This is a genomic window from Lysobacter sp. HDW10 (assembly GCF_011300685.1).
Taxonomy (GTDB): domain Bacteria; phylum Pseudomonadota; class Gammaproteobacteria; order Xanthomonadales; family Xanthomonadaceae; genus Solilutibacter.
Genome location: NZ_CP049864.1, coordinates 1685015 through 1699912 on the forward strand (window position 1 = coordinate 1685015; position 14898 = coordinate 1699912).

16 protein-coding genes and 1 tRNA gene are annotated in these 14898 nt (G+C 56.8%); 7 read left to right on the forward strand and 10 right to left on the reverse strand.

The window, feature by feature from the left end; translation table 11 throughout:
- The first annotated feature begins 1 nt into the window (after nt 1).
- Nucleotides 2–1267: a flavodoxin-dependent (E)-4-hydroxy-3-methylbut-2-enyl-diphosphate synthase gene (ispG, locus tag G7069_RS08150; protein ID WP_166296210.1), complete on the forward strand. Its 1266-nt coding sequence runs from the start codon at nt 2–4 to the stop codon at nt 1265–1267.
- Between the two features lie 12 nt (nt 1268–1279).
- On the opposite strand, the gene G7069_RS08155 is transcribed toward ispG, so the two are convergent.
- The 9 genes from G7069_RS08155 to G7069_RS08195 all read right to left on the reverse strand — a co-directional run bounded on the left by G7069_RS08155 (nt 1280) and on the right by G7069_RS08195 (nt 9318).
- A complete protein-coding gene (locus G7069_RS08155) occupies nt 1280–2212 on the reverse strand; it encodes a DMT family transporter (RefSeq protein ID WP_166296213.1) in 933 nt (310 codons plus the stop codon).
- 4 nt (nt 2213–2216) lie between these two features.
- Complete coding sequence (gene murB, locus G7069_RS08160) at nt 2217–3248, reverse strand: UDP-N-acetylmuramate dehydrogenase (RefSeq protein WP_166296216.1); 1032 nt, start codon at nt 3246–3248, stop codon at nt 2217–2219.
- Nucleotides 3245–4315 (reverse strand): quinone-dependent dihydroorotate dehydrogenase, encoded by a 1071-nt coding sequence (locus tag G7069_RS08165; protein ID WP_166296219.1) that lies wholly within the window; start codon nt 4313–4315, stop codon nt 3245–3247. The genes murB and G7069_RS08165 overlap by 4 nt, the downstream gene beginning before the upstream one ends.
- A gap of 2 nt (nt 4316–4317) precedes the next feature.
- Nucleotides 4318–5847, reverse strand: a complete 1530-nt coding sequence (locus G7069_RS08170; protein ID WP_166296221.1) for an aldehyde dehydrogenase family protein — start codon at nt 5845–5847, stop codon at nt 4318–4320.
- Nucleotides 5848–5887: 40 nt separating this feature from the next.
- Nucleotides 5888–5964 (reverse strand) — tRNA-Arg (locus G7069_RS08175).
- A 60-nt stretch (nt 5965–6024) separates the two neighbouring features.
- Nucleotides 6025–6792: a bifunctional hydroxymethylpyrimidine kinase/phosphomethylpyrimidine kinase gene (gene thiD / locus G7069_RS08180; RefSeq protein WP_240912526.1), complete on the reverse strand. Its 768-nt coding sequence runs from the start codon at nt 6790–6792 to the stop codon at nt 6025–6027.
- A gap of 36 nt (nt 6793–6828) precedes the next feature.
- Nucleotides 6829–8229 carry a PhoH family protein gene (locus tag G7069_RS08185; protein WP_166296227.1) on the reverse strand — a complete coding sequence of 467 codons (1401 nt, stop codon included), beginning with the start codon at nt 8227–8229 and terminating at the stop codon, nt 6829–6831.
- 11 nt (nt 8230–8240) lie between these two features.
- Complete coding sequence (locus G7069_RS08190; RefSeq protein ID WP_166296230.1) at nt 8241–8720, reverse strand: peroxiredoxin; 480 nt, start codon at nt 8718–8720, stop codon at nt 8241–8243.
- Nucleotides 8721–8727: 7 nt separating this feature from the next.
- Nucleotides 8728–9318, reverse strand: a complete 591-nt coding sequence (locus G7069_RS08195) for a glycine cleavage system protein R (RefSeq protein ID WP_166296233.1) — start codon at nt 9316–9318, stop codon at nt 8728–8730.
- A gap of 97 nt (nt 9319–9415) precedes the next feature.
- Between G7069_RS08195 and dapA the strand changes: the two genes are divergently transcribed.
- Together dapA and G7069_RS08205 are read left to right on the forward strand one after the other, a co-directional pair.
- Entirely contained in the window at nt 9416–10300 is an 885-nt protein-coding gene (dapA, locus tag G7069_RS08200; protein ID WP_166296236.1) for a 4-hydroxy-tetrahydrodipicolinate synthase, read from the forward strand.
- A gap of 29 nt (nt 10301–10329) precedes the next feature.
- A complete protein-coding gene (locus G7069_RS08205) occupies nt 10330–10842 on the forward strand; it encodes a hypothetical protein (RefSeq protein ID WP_166296239.1) in 513 nt (170 codons plus the stop codon).
- A 55-nt stretch (nt 10843–10897) separates the two neighbouring features.
- On the opposite strand, the gene fdxA is transcribed toward G7069_RS08205, so the two are convergent.
- The gene (gene fdxA, locus G7069_RS08210) at nt 10898–11221 is read right to left on the reverse strand and encodes a ferredoxin FdxA (protein WP_166296242.1); all 324 of its coding nucleotides are present in this window, start codon (nt 11219–11221) and stop codon (nt 10898–10900) included.
- A 144-nt stretch (nt 11222–11365) separates the two neighbouring features.
- Here fdxA and pcnB point away from each other — a divergent pair, with 144 nt between their 5' ends.
- Genes pcnB through panC form a run of 4 tightly spaced genes read left to right on the forward strand, consistent with a single transcriptional unit; the run spans nt 11366 to nt 14859 of the window.
- A complete protein-coding gene (gene pcnB / locus G7069_RS08215) occupies nt 11366–12655 on the forward strand; it encodes a polynucleotide adenylyltransferase PcnB (protein WP_166296245.1) in 1290 nt (429 codons plus the stop codon).
- On the forward strand, nt 12655–13185 hold the full coding sequence (gene folK / locus G7069_RS08220; RefSeq protein WP_166296248.1) for a 2-amino-4-hydroxy-6-hydroxymethyldihydropteridine diphosphokinase: 531 nt from the start codon (nt 12655–12657) through the stop codon (nt 13183–13185). The genes pcnB and folK overlap by 1 nt, the downstream gene beginning before the upstream one ends.
- Nucleotides 13163–13987, forward strand: a complete 825-nt coding sequence (gene panB, locus G7069_RS08225; protein WP_166296251.1) for a 3-methyl-2-oxobutanoate hydroxymethyltransferase — start codon at nt 13163–13165, stop codon at nt 13985–13987. Before folK ends, panB begins: the two co-directional genes overlap by 23 nt.
- 5 nt (nt 13988–13992) lie before the next feature.
- Nucleotides 13993–14859, forward strand: coding sequence for a pantoate--beta-alanine ligase (gene panC / locus G7069_RS08230; protein WP_166296254.1), 867 nt, complete (start codon nt 13993–13995; stop codon nt 14857–14859).
- Nucleotides 14860–14898: the final 39 nt, after the last annotated feature.

Consider the following 14898-nt stretch of genomic DNA (forward strand, 5'->3'; position numbering starts at 1 on the left):
CATGAATGCTGAAACCGCCGACACGTCGAACATCGCCTTGGGTGCATGCGCACGCAAGCAGACTTTAGCCGTCAAGGTCGGCAAGATTTGGGTGGGGGGTGCGCATCCGGTTGTCGTGCAATCGATGACCAATACCGACACCGCGGATATCGATGCCACCGTCAAACAAGTGGCGGCACTGTGGCGGGCAGGTTCCGAATTGGTGCGTGTGACGGTCAACAACATTGAATCAGCCAACGCCATTCCGAAAATTGTCGAGAAGCTCGAGATGATGGGTGTGGATGTGCCGATCATCGGCGACTTCCACTACAACGGCCACACCCTTTTGGCGGAAGCACCTGCTTGCGCAGAAATGCTGGCGAAGTACCGCATTAATCCGGGCAATGTGGGTTTCGGCAAAAAGAAAGATACGCAGTTTGCGCAACTGATTGAGTTTGCGATTCGCTACGACAAGCCGGTACGTATTGGTGCGAACTGGGGCTCATTGGATCAATCCCTTGCTGCGCGATTGATGGATGAAAACCATGAACGCGACATCCCATGGGATGCCGGGCGCGTCCTGCGCGAAGCGTTGATCCTTTCTGCGATTGATTCGGCAGAGCGCGCGGTTGAACTTGGATTGCGGCGGGATCGCATTCTGCTCAGTGCCAAGGTCAGTGGTGTGCAAGAGTTGATCGCCGTCTATCGGGATCTTTCGCGACGCAGTGATTTCGCGCTCCATTTGGGTTTGACCGAGGCGGGTATCGGCAGCAAAGGCATCGTCGCAAGCAGCGCGGCCTTGGCCGTGCTGTTGCAAGAAGGTATTGGCGACACGATTCGCATCTCGTTGACACCCGAGCCGGGTGCATCACGTACGCAAGAAGTCGTGGTGGCGCAGGAGCTTTTGCAGACCATGGGTCTGCGAGCATTCACCCCGATGGTGACGGCATGCCCCGGGTGTGGTCGGACGACGTCGGAGTTCTTCCAAGAATTGGCGAAAGTGGTTCAAAACCACGTGCGTGATCGCATGTCCGAATGGAAGGTCACGCGCCCCGGCGCCGAAAACATGACGCTTGCCGTGATGGGCTGCATCGTGAACGGTCCGGGTGAATCACGTCACGCCAATATCGGGATTTCCTTGCCAGGCACCGGTGAGTCGCCGGCAGCGCCCGTTTTCATTGACGGTGAAAAGCGAATGACTTTGCGCGGCGACAACATCGCACATGAATTCATTGCCTTGATTGACGACTACGTTGAGAAAAACTACGCCTGCATCGTCGAGGTGTAATACCGCGCGCTGTCAGTTGCCGCCGGGCTCTGAGCCGCTGGAAGGTTGCATGCTCTTGTTCTGGCGGGCCAACTTGGCTTCTCGATGTGAGATGTAGGCCGTGGCGCTCAGAATGATGGCGGCCCCGCCGAGTGTCCATGCATCTATGGACTCACCGAACATCGCCCAACCTGCAAAGGTCACGATTGGCAACTGAACAAATGAGATCGGCGTGAGCGCAGACACATCGCCGATATTCAAAGCACGCGTCCACAGCAGTTGCCCGACGGTGCCCAAAATGCCCGAGGCGATGAGCCATATCCAGGCGTCTCCTTGTGGCCAATGCCAGACAAACATGGCCGGCAAGAGCGACATGGGTATCCAGAAGACATAGGTCCAAAAGACGATCGTATTGGGCGTGTCTTCGCGTGTGAGTTGTTTGATCTGGATCGCGACAATTGCGGTAATCAACGCGGCACTGATAGCGACGAGCGCACCCATTGAGAAGGCGTGCGACCACGGTCGGACAATGACCAGCATGCCCAAGAAACCAATGACGACGGCGGCCCAACGACGGGCGCGTACTTTTTCACCCAAGAGCAGCGCGGCTGCGATGGTCGCGAAAATCGGTGAGGAGTAGGCGAGGGCAATCGCCTGCGACAGCGGCAAGTTCGAGATCGCCCAAAAGCCGCAGAACATACTGACGACACCAATCAAACACCGCACGACATAGCGCCGCAATTGGTTTGTTTTCACTTCTGCCGCATAGTCTTTCAGCGGACGACGTTGCCGCAGCAGGGGCCAGAAAATAATCGGGAGGGCAATCAAACCGCCGAAAAAACTGCGAAAGAACGCGACCTCCAAGGTCGGTTCTGTTTTGGACGCTAGACGAATCGTAATCGCCATCAAGCCGAAGCCAACGGTGGACGCGAGCATCAACATGGGGGCGTGCAGACTTCGATTCATGGGGCTACCATTCACCGCCGATCAGGCGAGGTTCGGGATGCAGCGGGACACCGAATTTTGCCTCGACGGCTTCGGCGACATCACGTGCGACTTGCACGATCTCAATACCGCTGGCGCCGCCATGGTTCACGAGGACAAGTGCATGTCGGTCGGACACGCCCGCATGCCCACGCGTGTACCCCTTCATGCCGGCGTTTTCAATCAGCCAAGCAGCAGACAGCTTTTTCGAGCCCGGCTGCCCCGTACGATTGACCGGCATGTCTGGATACTCCGCAGCAAGAGCATCGGCAAACGCGGTGCTCAGAATCGGATTCTTGAAGAAACTGCCTGCATTTCCGATCACAGCAGGGTCCGGCAATTTACGCGTGCGTTGACGAATGACAGCGCGCGCAACGTCCATAGGTGCGGGTGCTGAAATACCCGCGTCTTGAAGTTCGTCGCGAATGCCCGCATAGTCCAAGACCAATCGCGGTTGTGCACTGAGCTTGAACTCGACGTGCGTAATGAAATAGCGATCCGGTTCGTGCTTGAAACGACTGTCGCGGTAACTGAAATCGCACGCGTCATGCAGAAAGGACACGGGCATGCGCCGTTGACGATCCCAAGCATCGACTTGCAAGATTCTGTCCATAATTTCAACGCCGTACGCGCCGATATTTTGAACGGGCGATGCACCCACCGTGCCTGGAATCAAGGCGAGATTTTCAAGGCCGTACCAGTGGTGCTCCAAGGTGTGCATCACGAAGTCATGCCACGGCTTGCCTGCGGCGCAACGCACGCGGTAGTAACCGTCTTCACTGGTCTCGCAGGTCACGCGGTTATCCAGAATGCGCATCACCGCGTTGGGCGGTGAAACAAACACCACATTGCTTCCCGAGCCGAGCAGGAATAGATCTTGCGATTCGTGCGCGTCCAACGCGGCTTCAAGCGCTAACAGATCTTCGACGTCGACGAGCTTTTCAGCGGCGACATCAATCCCAAACGTATTCAGGGCTTTCAGTGATGCATGACGACTGACGCGAAAACCTGATCTCATGAAAAGTTCGCGATTCCAGATGCGCGGTCAACTTTGCGCCGACGAATGGCTTCTGCACACTCAGCGATCAGTTTCGGGCCGCGGTACACAAAGCCGGTATACAACTGCACCAAAGTGGCACCTGCTGCGGTCTTCGCAACCGCGTCTGCACCTTTACAAATGCCCCCCACACCAATGACGGGAATATCGTCGTCGAGTCTCGAACATAAGCGACGCAAGCAGCTTGTCGAACGCGCGAGCAGTGGGCCGCCAGACAATCCGCCGGCTTCAGCAGCCGTGGAATAGCCTTGAACGGTGAGGCGCGAAATCGTTGTATTGGTGGCAACAACACCGTCGATCTTGAGTTCTGTGAACACGCGCGCAGCCGCATCGATATCCGGTTCGGTGAGGTCAGGTGAGAGCTTGACCAAAACCGGCACACGGCGACCATGGCGCACTGCGAGCTGCTCGCGACTCTCGAATAGCGAAGTGATGAGGCGACGCAGGGCTTGTTCTTCCTGCAATTCTCGAAGCCCCATCGTGTTGGGCGACGAAATATTCACGGTCACATAGTCGGCGAATGGATAAGCGCGCTCAAAGCAGGTCACATAGTCGCGCCATGCCACATCGTTTTCGGTGTCTTTGTTCTTACCGATATTGATGCCAAGGACGCCCGGCTTCTTATTAGCACGCACAAAACGCGAAGCCTCGATATTGCGGATCGCCGCATCGATGCCGTCGTTGTTGAAACCCATGCGATTGATGATGGCCTGTTCTTCCGGAATACGGAACAGGCGTGGTTTCGGATTGCCCGCTTGAGGACGCGGCGTAATCGTGCCGACTTCAACAAAACCGAAACCCAGCGCAAACAGTGCATCGATGTGCGCCGCATTCTTATCGAGCCCGGCCGCCAGGCCAACAGCATTTGGAAAATCGAGGCCGAATGCTCGGATCGGATGCGAGGGTGGGCGTTTGGTGACCAACCCCGTCATGCCTAATGCATAGAGTCGTTCAAGCCCCGCAAGGGTGGCAGCATGGGCCCGTTCGGGGTCCATGCGCATCAGGAAGGGGCGTGTGATCGGATACACGATCAGAAGTCGAACTTGATGCCTTGGGCCAAAGGCAACGCGTCAGAGTAATTGATCGTGTTGGTCTGACGACGCATATACGCCTTCCATGCATCCGAACCGGATTCGCGGCCACCACCGGTTTCTTTCTCGCCACCGAATGCGCCGCCAATTTCTGCGCCGGAGGTACCGATATTGACGTTGGCGATACCGCAGTCAGAACCTGTGGCAGCCAAGAACGCCTCAGCGCGCTTCAAGTTGGTCGTGAAGATTGCGGATGACAGACCTTGCGGCACTGCGTTCTGCATATCAATCGCTTGGTCGATGTCTTTGTACTTCATGACATACAGGATGGGTGCGAAGGTTTCATGTTGCACAACCTCAGCGTCATTGCCGAGCCCTGTCACGATGGCCGGCTTCACGAAGAACCCATTGCCTTCGATTGCAGTGCCGCCGATTTCAATCGTGCCACCGGATTGTTTCGCTTTTGCGATCGAATCGAGGAAGGCATCCACAGCATCCGACGAGTTCAACGGTCCCACCAAGTTGGCCGGGTTGGTCGGATCGCCGATCTTGCCTTCGACTTGTCCATAAGCCGTCACCAACTTGGCCAAGACATCTGCGTAGATGGATTCATGCACGATCAAACGTCGTGTCGTGGTGCAGCGTTGGCCACAGGTGCCGACAGCGCCGAATACGATGGCCGGAATCGCCAATTTCAGATCGGCACTTTCGTCCACGATGATGGCGTTGTTGCCACCCAGCTCAAGCAATGAGCGACCCATGCGGCGTGCGACGCGCTCACCGACCGTGCGGCCGACCTTGGTTGAGCCGGTGAAACTGACCAATGCAACACGTTTGTCGTCAACGAAATCTTGAGCGAGGTCGGTGCCTGCATCGTTGAAGAGGAAGAAGATGTCGGGGAAGCCAGCAGCATTCAATGCTTCGTTGCAGATCTTCATCGAAGCGATCGCCGACAGCGGCGTCTTCGGTGAAGGTTTCCACACGGTCACGTTGCCGCAGACTGCCGCAACAAAGCTATTCCACGCCCACACGGCGACGGGGAAGTTAAACGCGCTGATGACACCCACAACGCCGATCGGGTGCCATTGTTCGTACATGCGGTGGCCCGGACGTTCACTGTGCATGGTGAGGCCGTACAGCTGACGCGACAAACCGACAGCGAATTCGCCGATGTCAATCATCTCTTGAACTTCGCCGTCACCTTCCGGCTTCGACTTGCCCATTTCCAATGCGACGAGCGAGCCCAACGCGTCTTTGTTTGCACGCAGCGCGTCTGCACACAAGCGGATGGCTTCGCCACGCTTCGGTGCCGGCACTTTGCGCCAAGCTTTAAAGGTTTCCGTTGCCCGCGCCATCATCGTGTCGTAGTCAGCGCGACTGCTTGCATGGACCTTACCCAGGACTTCGCCCGTGGTCGGGTTGACGGGTTCCAGCACCCCGGCATCTCGCGTGGATGACCATTCGCGATTGCCAAGGTAGGTGCCCGATTCGGTGTCGTTTAAGCCGAGGGCGGTCAGTACTGGATGCATGAGGAACTCCGTGTATTAAATTCGAGTAACAAAACTGGCGTGGTGACCCCGGCGCGATTCGAACGCACGACCTGTCCCTTAGGAGGGGACCGCTCTATCCAGCTGAGCTACGGGGCCAAGAGTCAGACAAAAGGCAATGTCTAAGGATACCTCATGCCTGTTCAGACTTCGCCCGAACTAATGGATATGGCGTAGCAGTTGTAGGCCGCCGTGGCCTATGGAATAGCCTTGTTTCATAGCCTCAGAGACGTATTCGCTGGCATCCGCGCAGGCTTTGGGCAGCGTCATGCCTTTGGCGAGTTGCGCGGCAATGGCTGAGGCAAAAGTACATCCGGTGCCGTGCCCTTCGACGGGCAGGCGTGGGTGGACGAACTCGAAGTGGTCGAATTGTGTAAAGAGTCGATCAATGACTTGATCGCCTTCGTCGAGGTGCGCGCCTTTTGCCATCACCGCAGACACGCCCATGTCGAGCAACAGTTGTGCAGCGCGCGCGATGTCTTCTGCGTTTCGGATGGATGTCTCTGTCAACGTTTCCAGCTCAGGCACGTTCGGTGTAATCACGGTCGCCCGTGGCAGCAGTAAACGATTCAAGGCATGCACGGCATCTGCTTCCAGCAGGCGTGCGCCTGAGGTGGCGATCATGACCGGATCCAGCACGACGGGCACGTTTGGATGCGCTTGCAGTGCTTCCGCGACTGTCTCAATAATCTGCCGGTTCGCCAGCATGCCGATCTTGACTGCAGAAATCTCAAAGTCCGCGAAGCATGCCTCAAGCTGTGCACGGACGAAGGGAATACTCGGCACCTCAATACTGATGACGCCCAGCGTATTTTGCGCCGTCAGCGCAGCGAAAACCGAGAGGCCATGCACGCCGAGTGCGGCAAACGTTTTTAAATCCGCTTGAACGCCTGCGCCACCGCCAGAGTCAGATCCGGCGATGGTCATGGCACAACGAGGCGGATCTTGATCGTGCATAGATACTTAGAGGACTTCCGAGGCGTGGTCTGCCAAACGCGAACGTTCGCCGCGACGCAAGGTGATATGCGCACTATGCGCCCAACCCTTGAATCGATCGACGACGTAGGTCAGACCGGATGTGGTTTCGGTCAGGTAGGGCGTATCAATTTGCTCAACGTTGCCTAGGCAGACGATTTTCGTACCAGGACCCGCGCGCGTAATCAGCGTCTTCATCTGTTTGGGCGTCAAATTCTGCGCTTCGTCCAAAATCAGGTAGCGGCTTAGGAAAGTACGACCGCGCATAAAGTTCATCGAACGGATCTTGATGCGGGAGGCCAACAGATCATTTGTCGCTGCACGTCCCCATGCACCGCCTTCTTTTGCATTGGGCATGAGCACTTCAAGATTGTCGGTCAAGGCGCCCATCCACGGCGTCATCTTTTCTTCTTCCGTGCCGGGCAAGAAGCCGATGTCTTCGCCAACGCTCACCGTGGCGCGGGTCATGATGATTTCACGATAGCGCTGCACATCCATCGACTGCGCAAGGCCGGCCGCAAGCGTCAGCAGCGTTTTACCGGTGCCTGCGGTGCCGAGTAGGGTAACGAAATCGATCTCCGGCTCCATCAATGCATTGAGCGCGAAGTTTTGTTCACGGTTGCGAGCCGTGATGCCCCACACTGCGTGTTGGGGATTGCGGTAGTCATCCACAATTTGCAACACCGCTTTGCTGCCATCGATGCCGACAACGCGAAATTCAGATTGCTCGTCGCCCGGTAGATACAAGAACTGATTCGGATACCAATCGTCGCCTTCAAGCACGCTGACTTCATAGAAAGTGCGCCCGTGTTCGGTCCACGAACGCAAATCCTTGCCATTTCGCGTCCAAAACTCACCATCAAGCGCCGTAGCACCGGTATAGAGCAAGTTGAAGTCATCGAGCGCCCGATCGTTCTCATAGTCTTCCGAACGAATGCCGGCAATCGCGCCTTTGATTCTTAAATTGATGTCTTTGGAAACGAACACCACCGGGGTGTCGGGCTCTTGCGCTTGCAATGCAACGATCGCGGCAAGAATGTGGTTGTCGGCCATCGATGTGCCGAGCGACTCGCCGCCACCAAAACCTTTTGTTTGAAAACGCAGCACACCGCGCGCGTCACCGGACTTCAGCTGGATGCTGCCGGGCTGCTTGAGTTGCAGGCCCTTTTCAATTTGATCGGTGCCCTGCGCTTCAATCAACTCATTGATAAAGCGGCTGACTTGCCGCGCATTTCGGCTGGCTTCCGAGGTGCCTTTCTTGCCATTGTCCAGCTCTTCGATGACTTGCATCGTGAGATAAACATCGTGCTCCTCGAATTTAAACAAGGCGGTGGGGTCATGCATCAAAACGTTCGTGTCGAGTACGTAGATCCGCTTGCCTTGCGTCATGCGTGATTCCTTCAGTTGGAAAGTTGCTTAAGCGTGTTGAGTACGTCCTCAGCGTGCCCTTTGACCTTGACGGCATCCCAAGCGTGCACAAGCGTGTGTGCAGGGTCGATCAAGAAGGTGCTGCGAACGATGCCTTCATACTCACGGCCATAGTTCTTCTTCATTCGCCAAACGCCGAAGGCTTCGCACAGGTCGCCGTCGACGTCACTGATGAGGTCGAATGCGAAGCCCTGTTTTTGACAGAAATTGCTGTGCGACTTCACTGAATCGCGAGAGACGCCCAAGACCGTTGCGTTTGCTTTGGCAAATTTCGGCAGCAAGGCATTGAAATCGAGGCCTTCTGTCGTGCAACCCGGTGTGCTGTCCTTTGGATAGAAATAGAGGACGAGCCAGCGGCCAGCGTAGTCAGAGAGTTTTAAGGGTTCGCCGTCTTGATTGAGTAACGGCAAGTTCAATACTTTCTTTGGAACTGCTTTACCTGGAGTTAGCATGCTGTGCTCAGAACTTCATGGGATCCATGATCGCATCGAGATTCAAGCGATCTGAGAACTCGAGGAAATCATCGCGTAACGCAGCGATGTGCATATCGGCGGGTACACCGATGGTGAGTTGTGCAGTAAACATCTCGGCACCTGTTTGCATCGCCTTGTAGCGTGAGCTTTGCAGGTTTTCGACGGTAATGTTTTGTCGATCAAAGAAATCCGCCAGTTGATAGAGAATGCCTGGCTTGTCGGCCGCGACAACTTCCACAACGTACGGAATCAAGTTGGACTGGATGGGCTTGGGGCCGGTGCGATTCCAGTTCAAACGAATGCCTTCTTCTTCGCGCTCGAGGCGACCGAGAATGGCTTCCAATTTTGCGATCGCGTCCCAAGAGCCGGTCGCGAGCAAGGTCACGGAAACATCTCGGCCTACGGTTGCCAGTCGCGCATCCAGCAAGTTGCAGCCACTGTCATTGATGCGTCTGGAAACGGGCAACAAAGGAGAGAGCGGGTGCGTGGAATAGGCGTTGATGAGAAGGTGGTTCTCATGCGTGGTCTGGCGTGCAGCAAATTCATTCAATTGGGGTGCTTCCGGCGATGGAGTCATCGCATGTACCTGGGCGGGACGCCTTGTTCCAAGAATACTTGCCCCAAGTTTCCTGCGGCAAGTAACATCGTATGACTATCCCCATTTGGACCTGACGATGCAACTGCGTGGCGTGACTACGGCTTTGGCAACCCCTTTTGCGCCTTCTGGTGAGGTCGATCACGAGGCATGGGTACGACTGTTGCAAAGCCAATCTGCGGCAGGCGTGGCGGCGGTTGTGGTGGCAGGTTCGACGGGTGAAGCCAATGCCTTGAGTGATGCTGAATACGGCGCGCTGATCGAGCTGGCTGTGACACATGCGGGCGGCATGACGGTGATTGCGGGAACCGGCCTACCCAACACAGCAAAAACCATTCAGATGACACGTTTGGCGCGCTCGCATGGCGCGCAAGCAGCGCTGGTTGTTACGCCGCCTTATGTACGTCCGACGCAAGCCGGTTTGGTCGCGCACTTTCGAGCCGTTGCTGACGAGGGTGGGCTGCCGGTCATCTTGTACAACGTGCCCGGTCGCACCGGCGTCGATTTACAGCCGGAAACCGTCGCACAGCTCGTCGGTCATCCGAATATCGTCGGCATCAAAGAGGCTGTGGACACGGAATCACGGATGGCAGCTTTGCTTGCATTGAAGTCCGATCGCTTTGTTGTCTTGTCGGGGGATGATCCGACCGTTGCGCGGGCATGTTTGGCCGGCGCAGATGGTTTGGTCTCGGTTGGCAGCAATATCGCGCCGCGCAGTTTTGTCTACATGGTGGAAAAAGCCATGCAAGGCGACGCCGCGGCACGCACGATGAACGATCGACTTCGCGACGTACACGCGTTTCTGTCGGTTGAACCCAATCCGATACCCGTGAAGGCCTTGTTGTCGAAGTTCGGTTATGGTCACGGCTTGCGATTGCCATTGACGGAATTGTCCGCGGCGCACACACAGGCATTGGCAGACGTCGCCAAGCTTGTTGAATCGCTGGAATCCGACAGCCACTGAACTTCGATACCGAATTGAGAAACGCCCATATGCACGCCAATAAAGCCATTCGATTTACCGCAGTTGTTCTCGCCTCGAGCGTTCTGTTCACTTCGGGCTGCGGTTGGCTCAAGGGTAAAAAGAACGCCGATTACGCATTGCCGGCAGATCAGCGTCCGCTGGATATTCCGCCCGATCTTGATCGTCCCACGGCAGATGCCGCACTGAATGCACCCGCAGCGGGCAACAGCGTGACGCGTTCGTCGGTACAACAATCCATGGCTTCACCCGAATCCGGCGCAGGTTTCACCGTGTCGGGTACGCGCGATCAGATCTTTGAAAAAGTGGGTACGATCCTCGCCGCGACGCCGGGCGTCACAATTGCAAGCAAAGCCCAGCTGCTCGGCAGCTACGACGTTTCCTATGAAGGCTCAAACTTCTTGGTTCGCGTCAGTGACGTCACCAATGGCGCTTATGTCTCTGCCGTCGATCCGCGCGGTGTGCCAGCGCAAGGCGCTGCACCGGTCAAGCTCTTGAATGCGCTCAGGGCAGGTCTTCAGTAATCCACGCACGCAGTAGCAAAAAGGCGCCCTCAGGCGCCTTTTTGATTTTGTGGGTTTATTTTTCCAAGTACTTGAGCTTGTCTTTGACACCATCCCAATCTGCGGCATCCGGCGGTGCATCCTTACGCACAGCGATCACGGGCCAATCACGTGAGAGCTCCGCATTGAGCTTGATGTAGTGCTCTTGGCCGGCCGGCACGTCGTCCTCGGGGAAGATGGCTTGGGCCGGGCATTCGGGTTCACAGAGGGTGCAGTCGATGCATTCGTCCGGATCGATCACCAAAAAGTTGGGACCTTCGTGGAAGCAGTCCACCGGGCAAACTTCCACGCAATCGGTGTACTTGCATTTGATGCAATTGTCAGTCACTACGAAGGGCATTGCCGTCTTTCCAGTCTTATTTCATGGGTCGCAGAGCAAGTCGATGCGCGCCCCTGGTCGGTGAATTACCGACCCTTGCTAGTATATCAGCCAGTTGGCCGCGGATCGTGGCCTGTAAAGACCCCGACCAAGGACTGTCACCGTTTGAATCGGCAGGTAACCCTCATTCCGCGCGATCAACATCCGATCTCGCGAAAACAGATCAGTACAAGCGCATTACGTGTTCTGTACCGTCTACACGAGGAAGGCTACGCTGCCTTCCTGGTGGGCGGTGCTGTGCGAGATGCATTGGCAGGCATTGCGCCGAAAGATTTCGATATCGCCACAGACGCAACGCCCGAGCAAGTGCGCGGACTGTTTCGCAACTGTCGTTTGATTGGACGAAGGTTTCGTTTGGCGCATGTCGTGTTTGGGCGCGAGATTATCGAAGTCGCGACATTCCGCGGGCAATCCGACGATGGCACCGGCGATCGTCAGGTGCATCAAGATGGTCGCGTCATTCGCGACAACGTCTACGGGACGATCGAAGAAGATGCCGCCAGACGCGATTTCACTGCGAATGCGCTTTATTACAACATCGCGGATTTCTCGATCCACGATTACGTGGGCGGATTCGAAGATGTGCGCGCGCGACGTTTGCGTTTAATCGGCTCGCCCGATGATCGGTATCGAGAAGACCCCGTACGCATGCTGCGAGCCGCGCGCCTTGCCGCGAAATTGCAGTTCGACATCAGCCCTGAAACGGCTGAGCCCATTCCAAGACTGGCCAGCCTGCTCACGCAGGCGGCGCCGGCGCGACTCTTTGATGAATGCCTGAAGCTGTTCCTGTCTGGGCACGCCGTGCGCAGCTTTGAGGGCTTGGAGCGGATGGGCCTGCTGGCAGTTTTACTGCCCGACACTGCAAAGGCCTTGAAATCAAACTCAAACGGTAGCTTGAAGGCGATGCTGTTGCGCGGACTGGCGCAAACGGATGAACGCGTCGCCCGAGGCGACTCGGTGTCGCCGGCGTTCTTGTTCTCACTGTTGCTATGGCCGGCATGGTGCCGAACCAAGGCGCAACTGGAAGCCAATGGCATGCACGCGGCCGAAGCGCAGCAACGTGCTGCTGACAAGGTGACGTTGCAGCAAGTGCATCTCATTGCCATCCCGCGCCGATTCTCCATGCCGATGCAGGAAATCTGGCTGCTGCAATCGCGTTTTTCGCAGCGTAAACGTGTGGGCCGATTGGTGGCGCATCCGCGTTTTCGCGCCGCCTATGATTTTTTCAAACTGCGTGCCGATACCGGTGCGTCGCACGCCGAAGATGCAGCCTTCTGGGCGAGCCAAGTCGTCGAAACGCCGGGCGAGCAAGGTGAGACGAACTGGGATATCGCGGTGGATGACGCGCCGCCGCGCACACGAAAGCGTCGGCGTCGGTCCGGCCCGACGAGCTAATGCAGGACGTTTATGTGGGATTCGGCGGCAACCTGGGCGATGTTGCGGCCACCTTCGACGCGGCGCTGTCTGAGCTGTTGGCGGAGAGTGATGCGCGATTCATCTCGGGCTCTTTTTTATACCGCTCACCGCCTTGGGGCGGCGTCGCGCAGCCCGATTATCTAAACGCAGTGGTCCATCTGCAGAGTGCGCGCTCTGCTCAGTCGCTGCTTCAATTAATGTTGTCGATCGAAAAGCGCCATGGTCGCGATCGAAACACAGAAGTCCGTTGGGGTGCCCGCACCTTGGACCTGGATCTGCTGCTCTATGGCGACAGCGAGATCGACGAGGACCACTTGCAAGTACCACATCCGCGAGTGTTGGCGCGCGCATTTGTAGTCATTCCGTTGTTGGATATTGCAGACTCGCAGCTGCGCGTGAACGGCGTGACACTCCGTGATGCCGCAGAGACCCATTCGGGCGCGATAATAGAAAAGTTACCCAGGCAAATTCAGCCGGAGTCAAAACATGAAGCCGATTCAACAACGTGACTTGAAGGCTGTAACGGTACCGGCATTGATCGAGGCCAAACGCGAAGGGCGCAAGCTGGCCATGCTGACGGCCTACGACGCCGGGTTTGCACGCGTGATGGATGCGGCAGGCGTCGATTTGATATTGATTGGTGATTCCTTAGGCATGGTCGTGCAAGGGGAGGGCAACACCCTTTCTGTGACAGTCGATGACATCGCGTATCACACCGGCTGCGTTGCGCGCGCCGCGACACGCGCGTTGATCATTTCGGACCTGCCGTTTCAAGCGGATGCATCGGTCGAACGCGCGCTGGAAGCTTCAGTGAAGTTTTTGCAATCCGGTGCCGGCATGGTCAAGTTGGAAGGCGCAGGACACAAGTTGGAAGTCATCCAATATTTGTCAGAACGCGAGATTCCAGTGTGCGCCCATTTGGGCTTAACACCGCAGTCTGTGTTGCGCTTTGGTGGCTTCAAGATTCAAGGTCGCGGCGAAGCTGCGGCAGATAAGTTGTATCGAGAAGCATTGGAAGTTGAGGCGGCGGGCGCTTCATTGCTTGTGCTCGAAGGTGTCCCTGCGCCTGTTGCTGCACGCATCACCCAAGGCATTCGCATCCCAACGATTGGGATCGGTGCAGGCGCGCAATGCGACGGCCAAGTGTTAGTGCTGCACGACATGTTGGGATTAGACAGTGGCCACCGCCGTCCGCGATTCGTCAAAGACTTTCTTGCCGAGGGCGGTTCCGTTGCTGGCGCCATTGCAGCCTATTGCGATGCAGTGCGTAGCGGTGAATTTCCGACCGAAGCGCATACCTACGCGAGCTAATTCCAATGCAAACGTTTACTGAACTGTCTTCGCTCCGCAAAGGCCTGGCCACATGGCGCGAACGCGGTGCGACGATTGCCTTCGTGCCAACGATGGGGAACTTGCACGCAGGGCATTTCAGTTTGATCGCGCGCGCGCGTCAGTTGGCAGACCACGTGGTCGCCAGTGTGTTTGTAAACCCCACGCAATTCGGTCCTAACGAAGATTTCGACCAATACCCGCGAACACCCGACGAAGACGCCGCTGGATTGGCGAAGGCGGGATGTGACGCGCTTTGGTTGCCGAGTGTGGATGAGATGTATCCCTTCGGCATCGAGGCCACGGTCAAGGTTGCCGTGCCAGGTGTGACGCGCCTTTTGGATGGCGCGCATCGCCCGGGTCATTTCGATGGGGTTGCGACGGTGGTGTCGCGCCTGTTCAATCAGGTGCAACCTGATGTTGCGGTGTTTGGGCGCAAGGACTATCAGCAACTGGCGGTTATTCGCTACATGGTGACGGACATGGCGTTTCCGGTTGAGATTGTCGGCGCGCCGACATTCCGCGCCGACGATGGTCTGGCCTTGAGCTCACGCAATCAGTATCTGGACGCGGCCCAAAGAGCGAAGGCGCCAGCCCTATATGCGACGCTGCAGACGCTGGCGCGCGACGTGCAGGATGGCCGTGATATCGCGTCCGCTCAAGCTGCAGGCATTGCGCATTTGCGTAGCTTGGGTTTTGAGCCCGACTACTTGGCCGTGCATGACCGAACTTTGGGGTCGGCGAATAGCAACACCGATGAACTGGTCGTGCTTGTGGCGGCAAGATTGGGCAAGACACGCCTGATCGACAATCTTGAATTCAGCCGTTTCGCGAGCTCGCAAAACCTTCAGTGACGGCTGTTACACTTGGCGCACGTTGAACGAAGTCGGAAC

What these genes read in the sequence shown, in the direction of transcription:
- fdxA (WP_166296242.1), bottom strand. Translation starts at nt 11,221, where the DNA reads ATGCCCTTCGTAGTGACTGACAATTGCATCAAATGCAAGTACACCGAT.
- dapA (WP_166296236.1), top strand. Translation starts at nt 9,416, where the DNA reads ATGCAACTGCGTGGCGTGACTACGGCTTTGGCAACCCCTTTTGCGCCT.
- G7069_RS08170 (WP_166296221.1), bottom strand. Translation starts at nt 5,847, where the DNA reads ATGCATCCAGTACTGACCGCCCTCGGCTTAAACGACACCGAATCGGGC.
- folK (WP_166296248.1), top strand. Translation starts at nt 12,655, where the DNA reads ATGCAGGACGTTTATGTGGGATTCGGCGGCAACCTGGGCGATGTTGCG.
- G7069_RS08155 (WP_166296213.1), bottom strand. Translation starts at nt 2,212, where the DNA reads ATGAATCGAAGTCTGCACGCCCCCATGTTGATGCTCGCGTCCACCGTT.
- murB (WP_166296216.1), bottom strand. Translation starts at nt 3,248, where the DNA reads ATGAGATCAGGTTTTCGCGTCAGTCGTCATGCATCACTGAAAGCCCTG.
- G7069_RS08185 (WP_166296227.1), bottom strand. Translation starts at nt 8,229, where the DNA reads ATGACGCAAGGCAAGCGGATCTACGTACTCGACACGAACGTTTTGATG.
- G7069_RS08205 (WP_166296239.1), top strand. Translation starts at nt 10,330, where the DNA reads ATGCACGCCAATAAAGCCATTCGATTTACCGCAGTTGTTCTCGCCTCG.
- panB (WP_166296251.1), top strand. Translation starts at nt 13,163, where the DNA reads ATGAAGCCGATTCAACAACGTGACTTGAAGGCTGTAACGGTACCGGCA.
- G7069_RS08195 (WP_166296233.1), bottom strand. Translation starts at nt 9,318, where the DNA reads ATGACTCCATCGCCGGAAGCACCCCAATTGAATGAATTTGCTGCACGC.
- ispG (WP_166296210.1), top strand. Translation starts at nt 2, where the DNA reads ATGAATGCTGAAACCGCCGACACGTCGAACATCGCCTTGGGTGCATGC.
- panC (WP_166296254.1), top strand. Translation starts at nt 13,993, where the DNA reads ATGCAAACGTTTACTGAACTGTCTTCGCTCCGCAAAGGCCTGGCCACA.
- thiD (WP_240912526.1), bottom strand. Translation starts at nt 6,792, where the DNA reads ATGACCATCGCCGGATCTGACTCTGGCGGTGGCGCAGGCGTTCAAGCG.
- G7069_RS08190 (WP_166296230.1), bottom strand. Translation starts at nt 8,720, where the DNA reads ATGCTAACTCCAGGTAAAGCAGTTCCAAAGAAAGTATTGAACTTGCCG.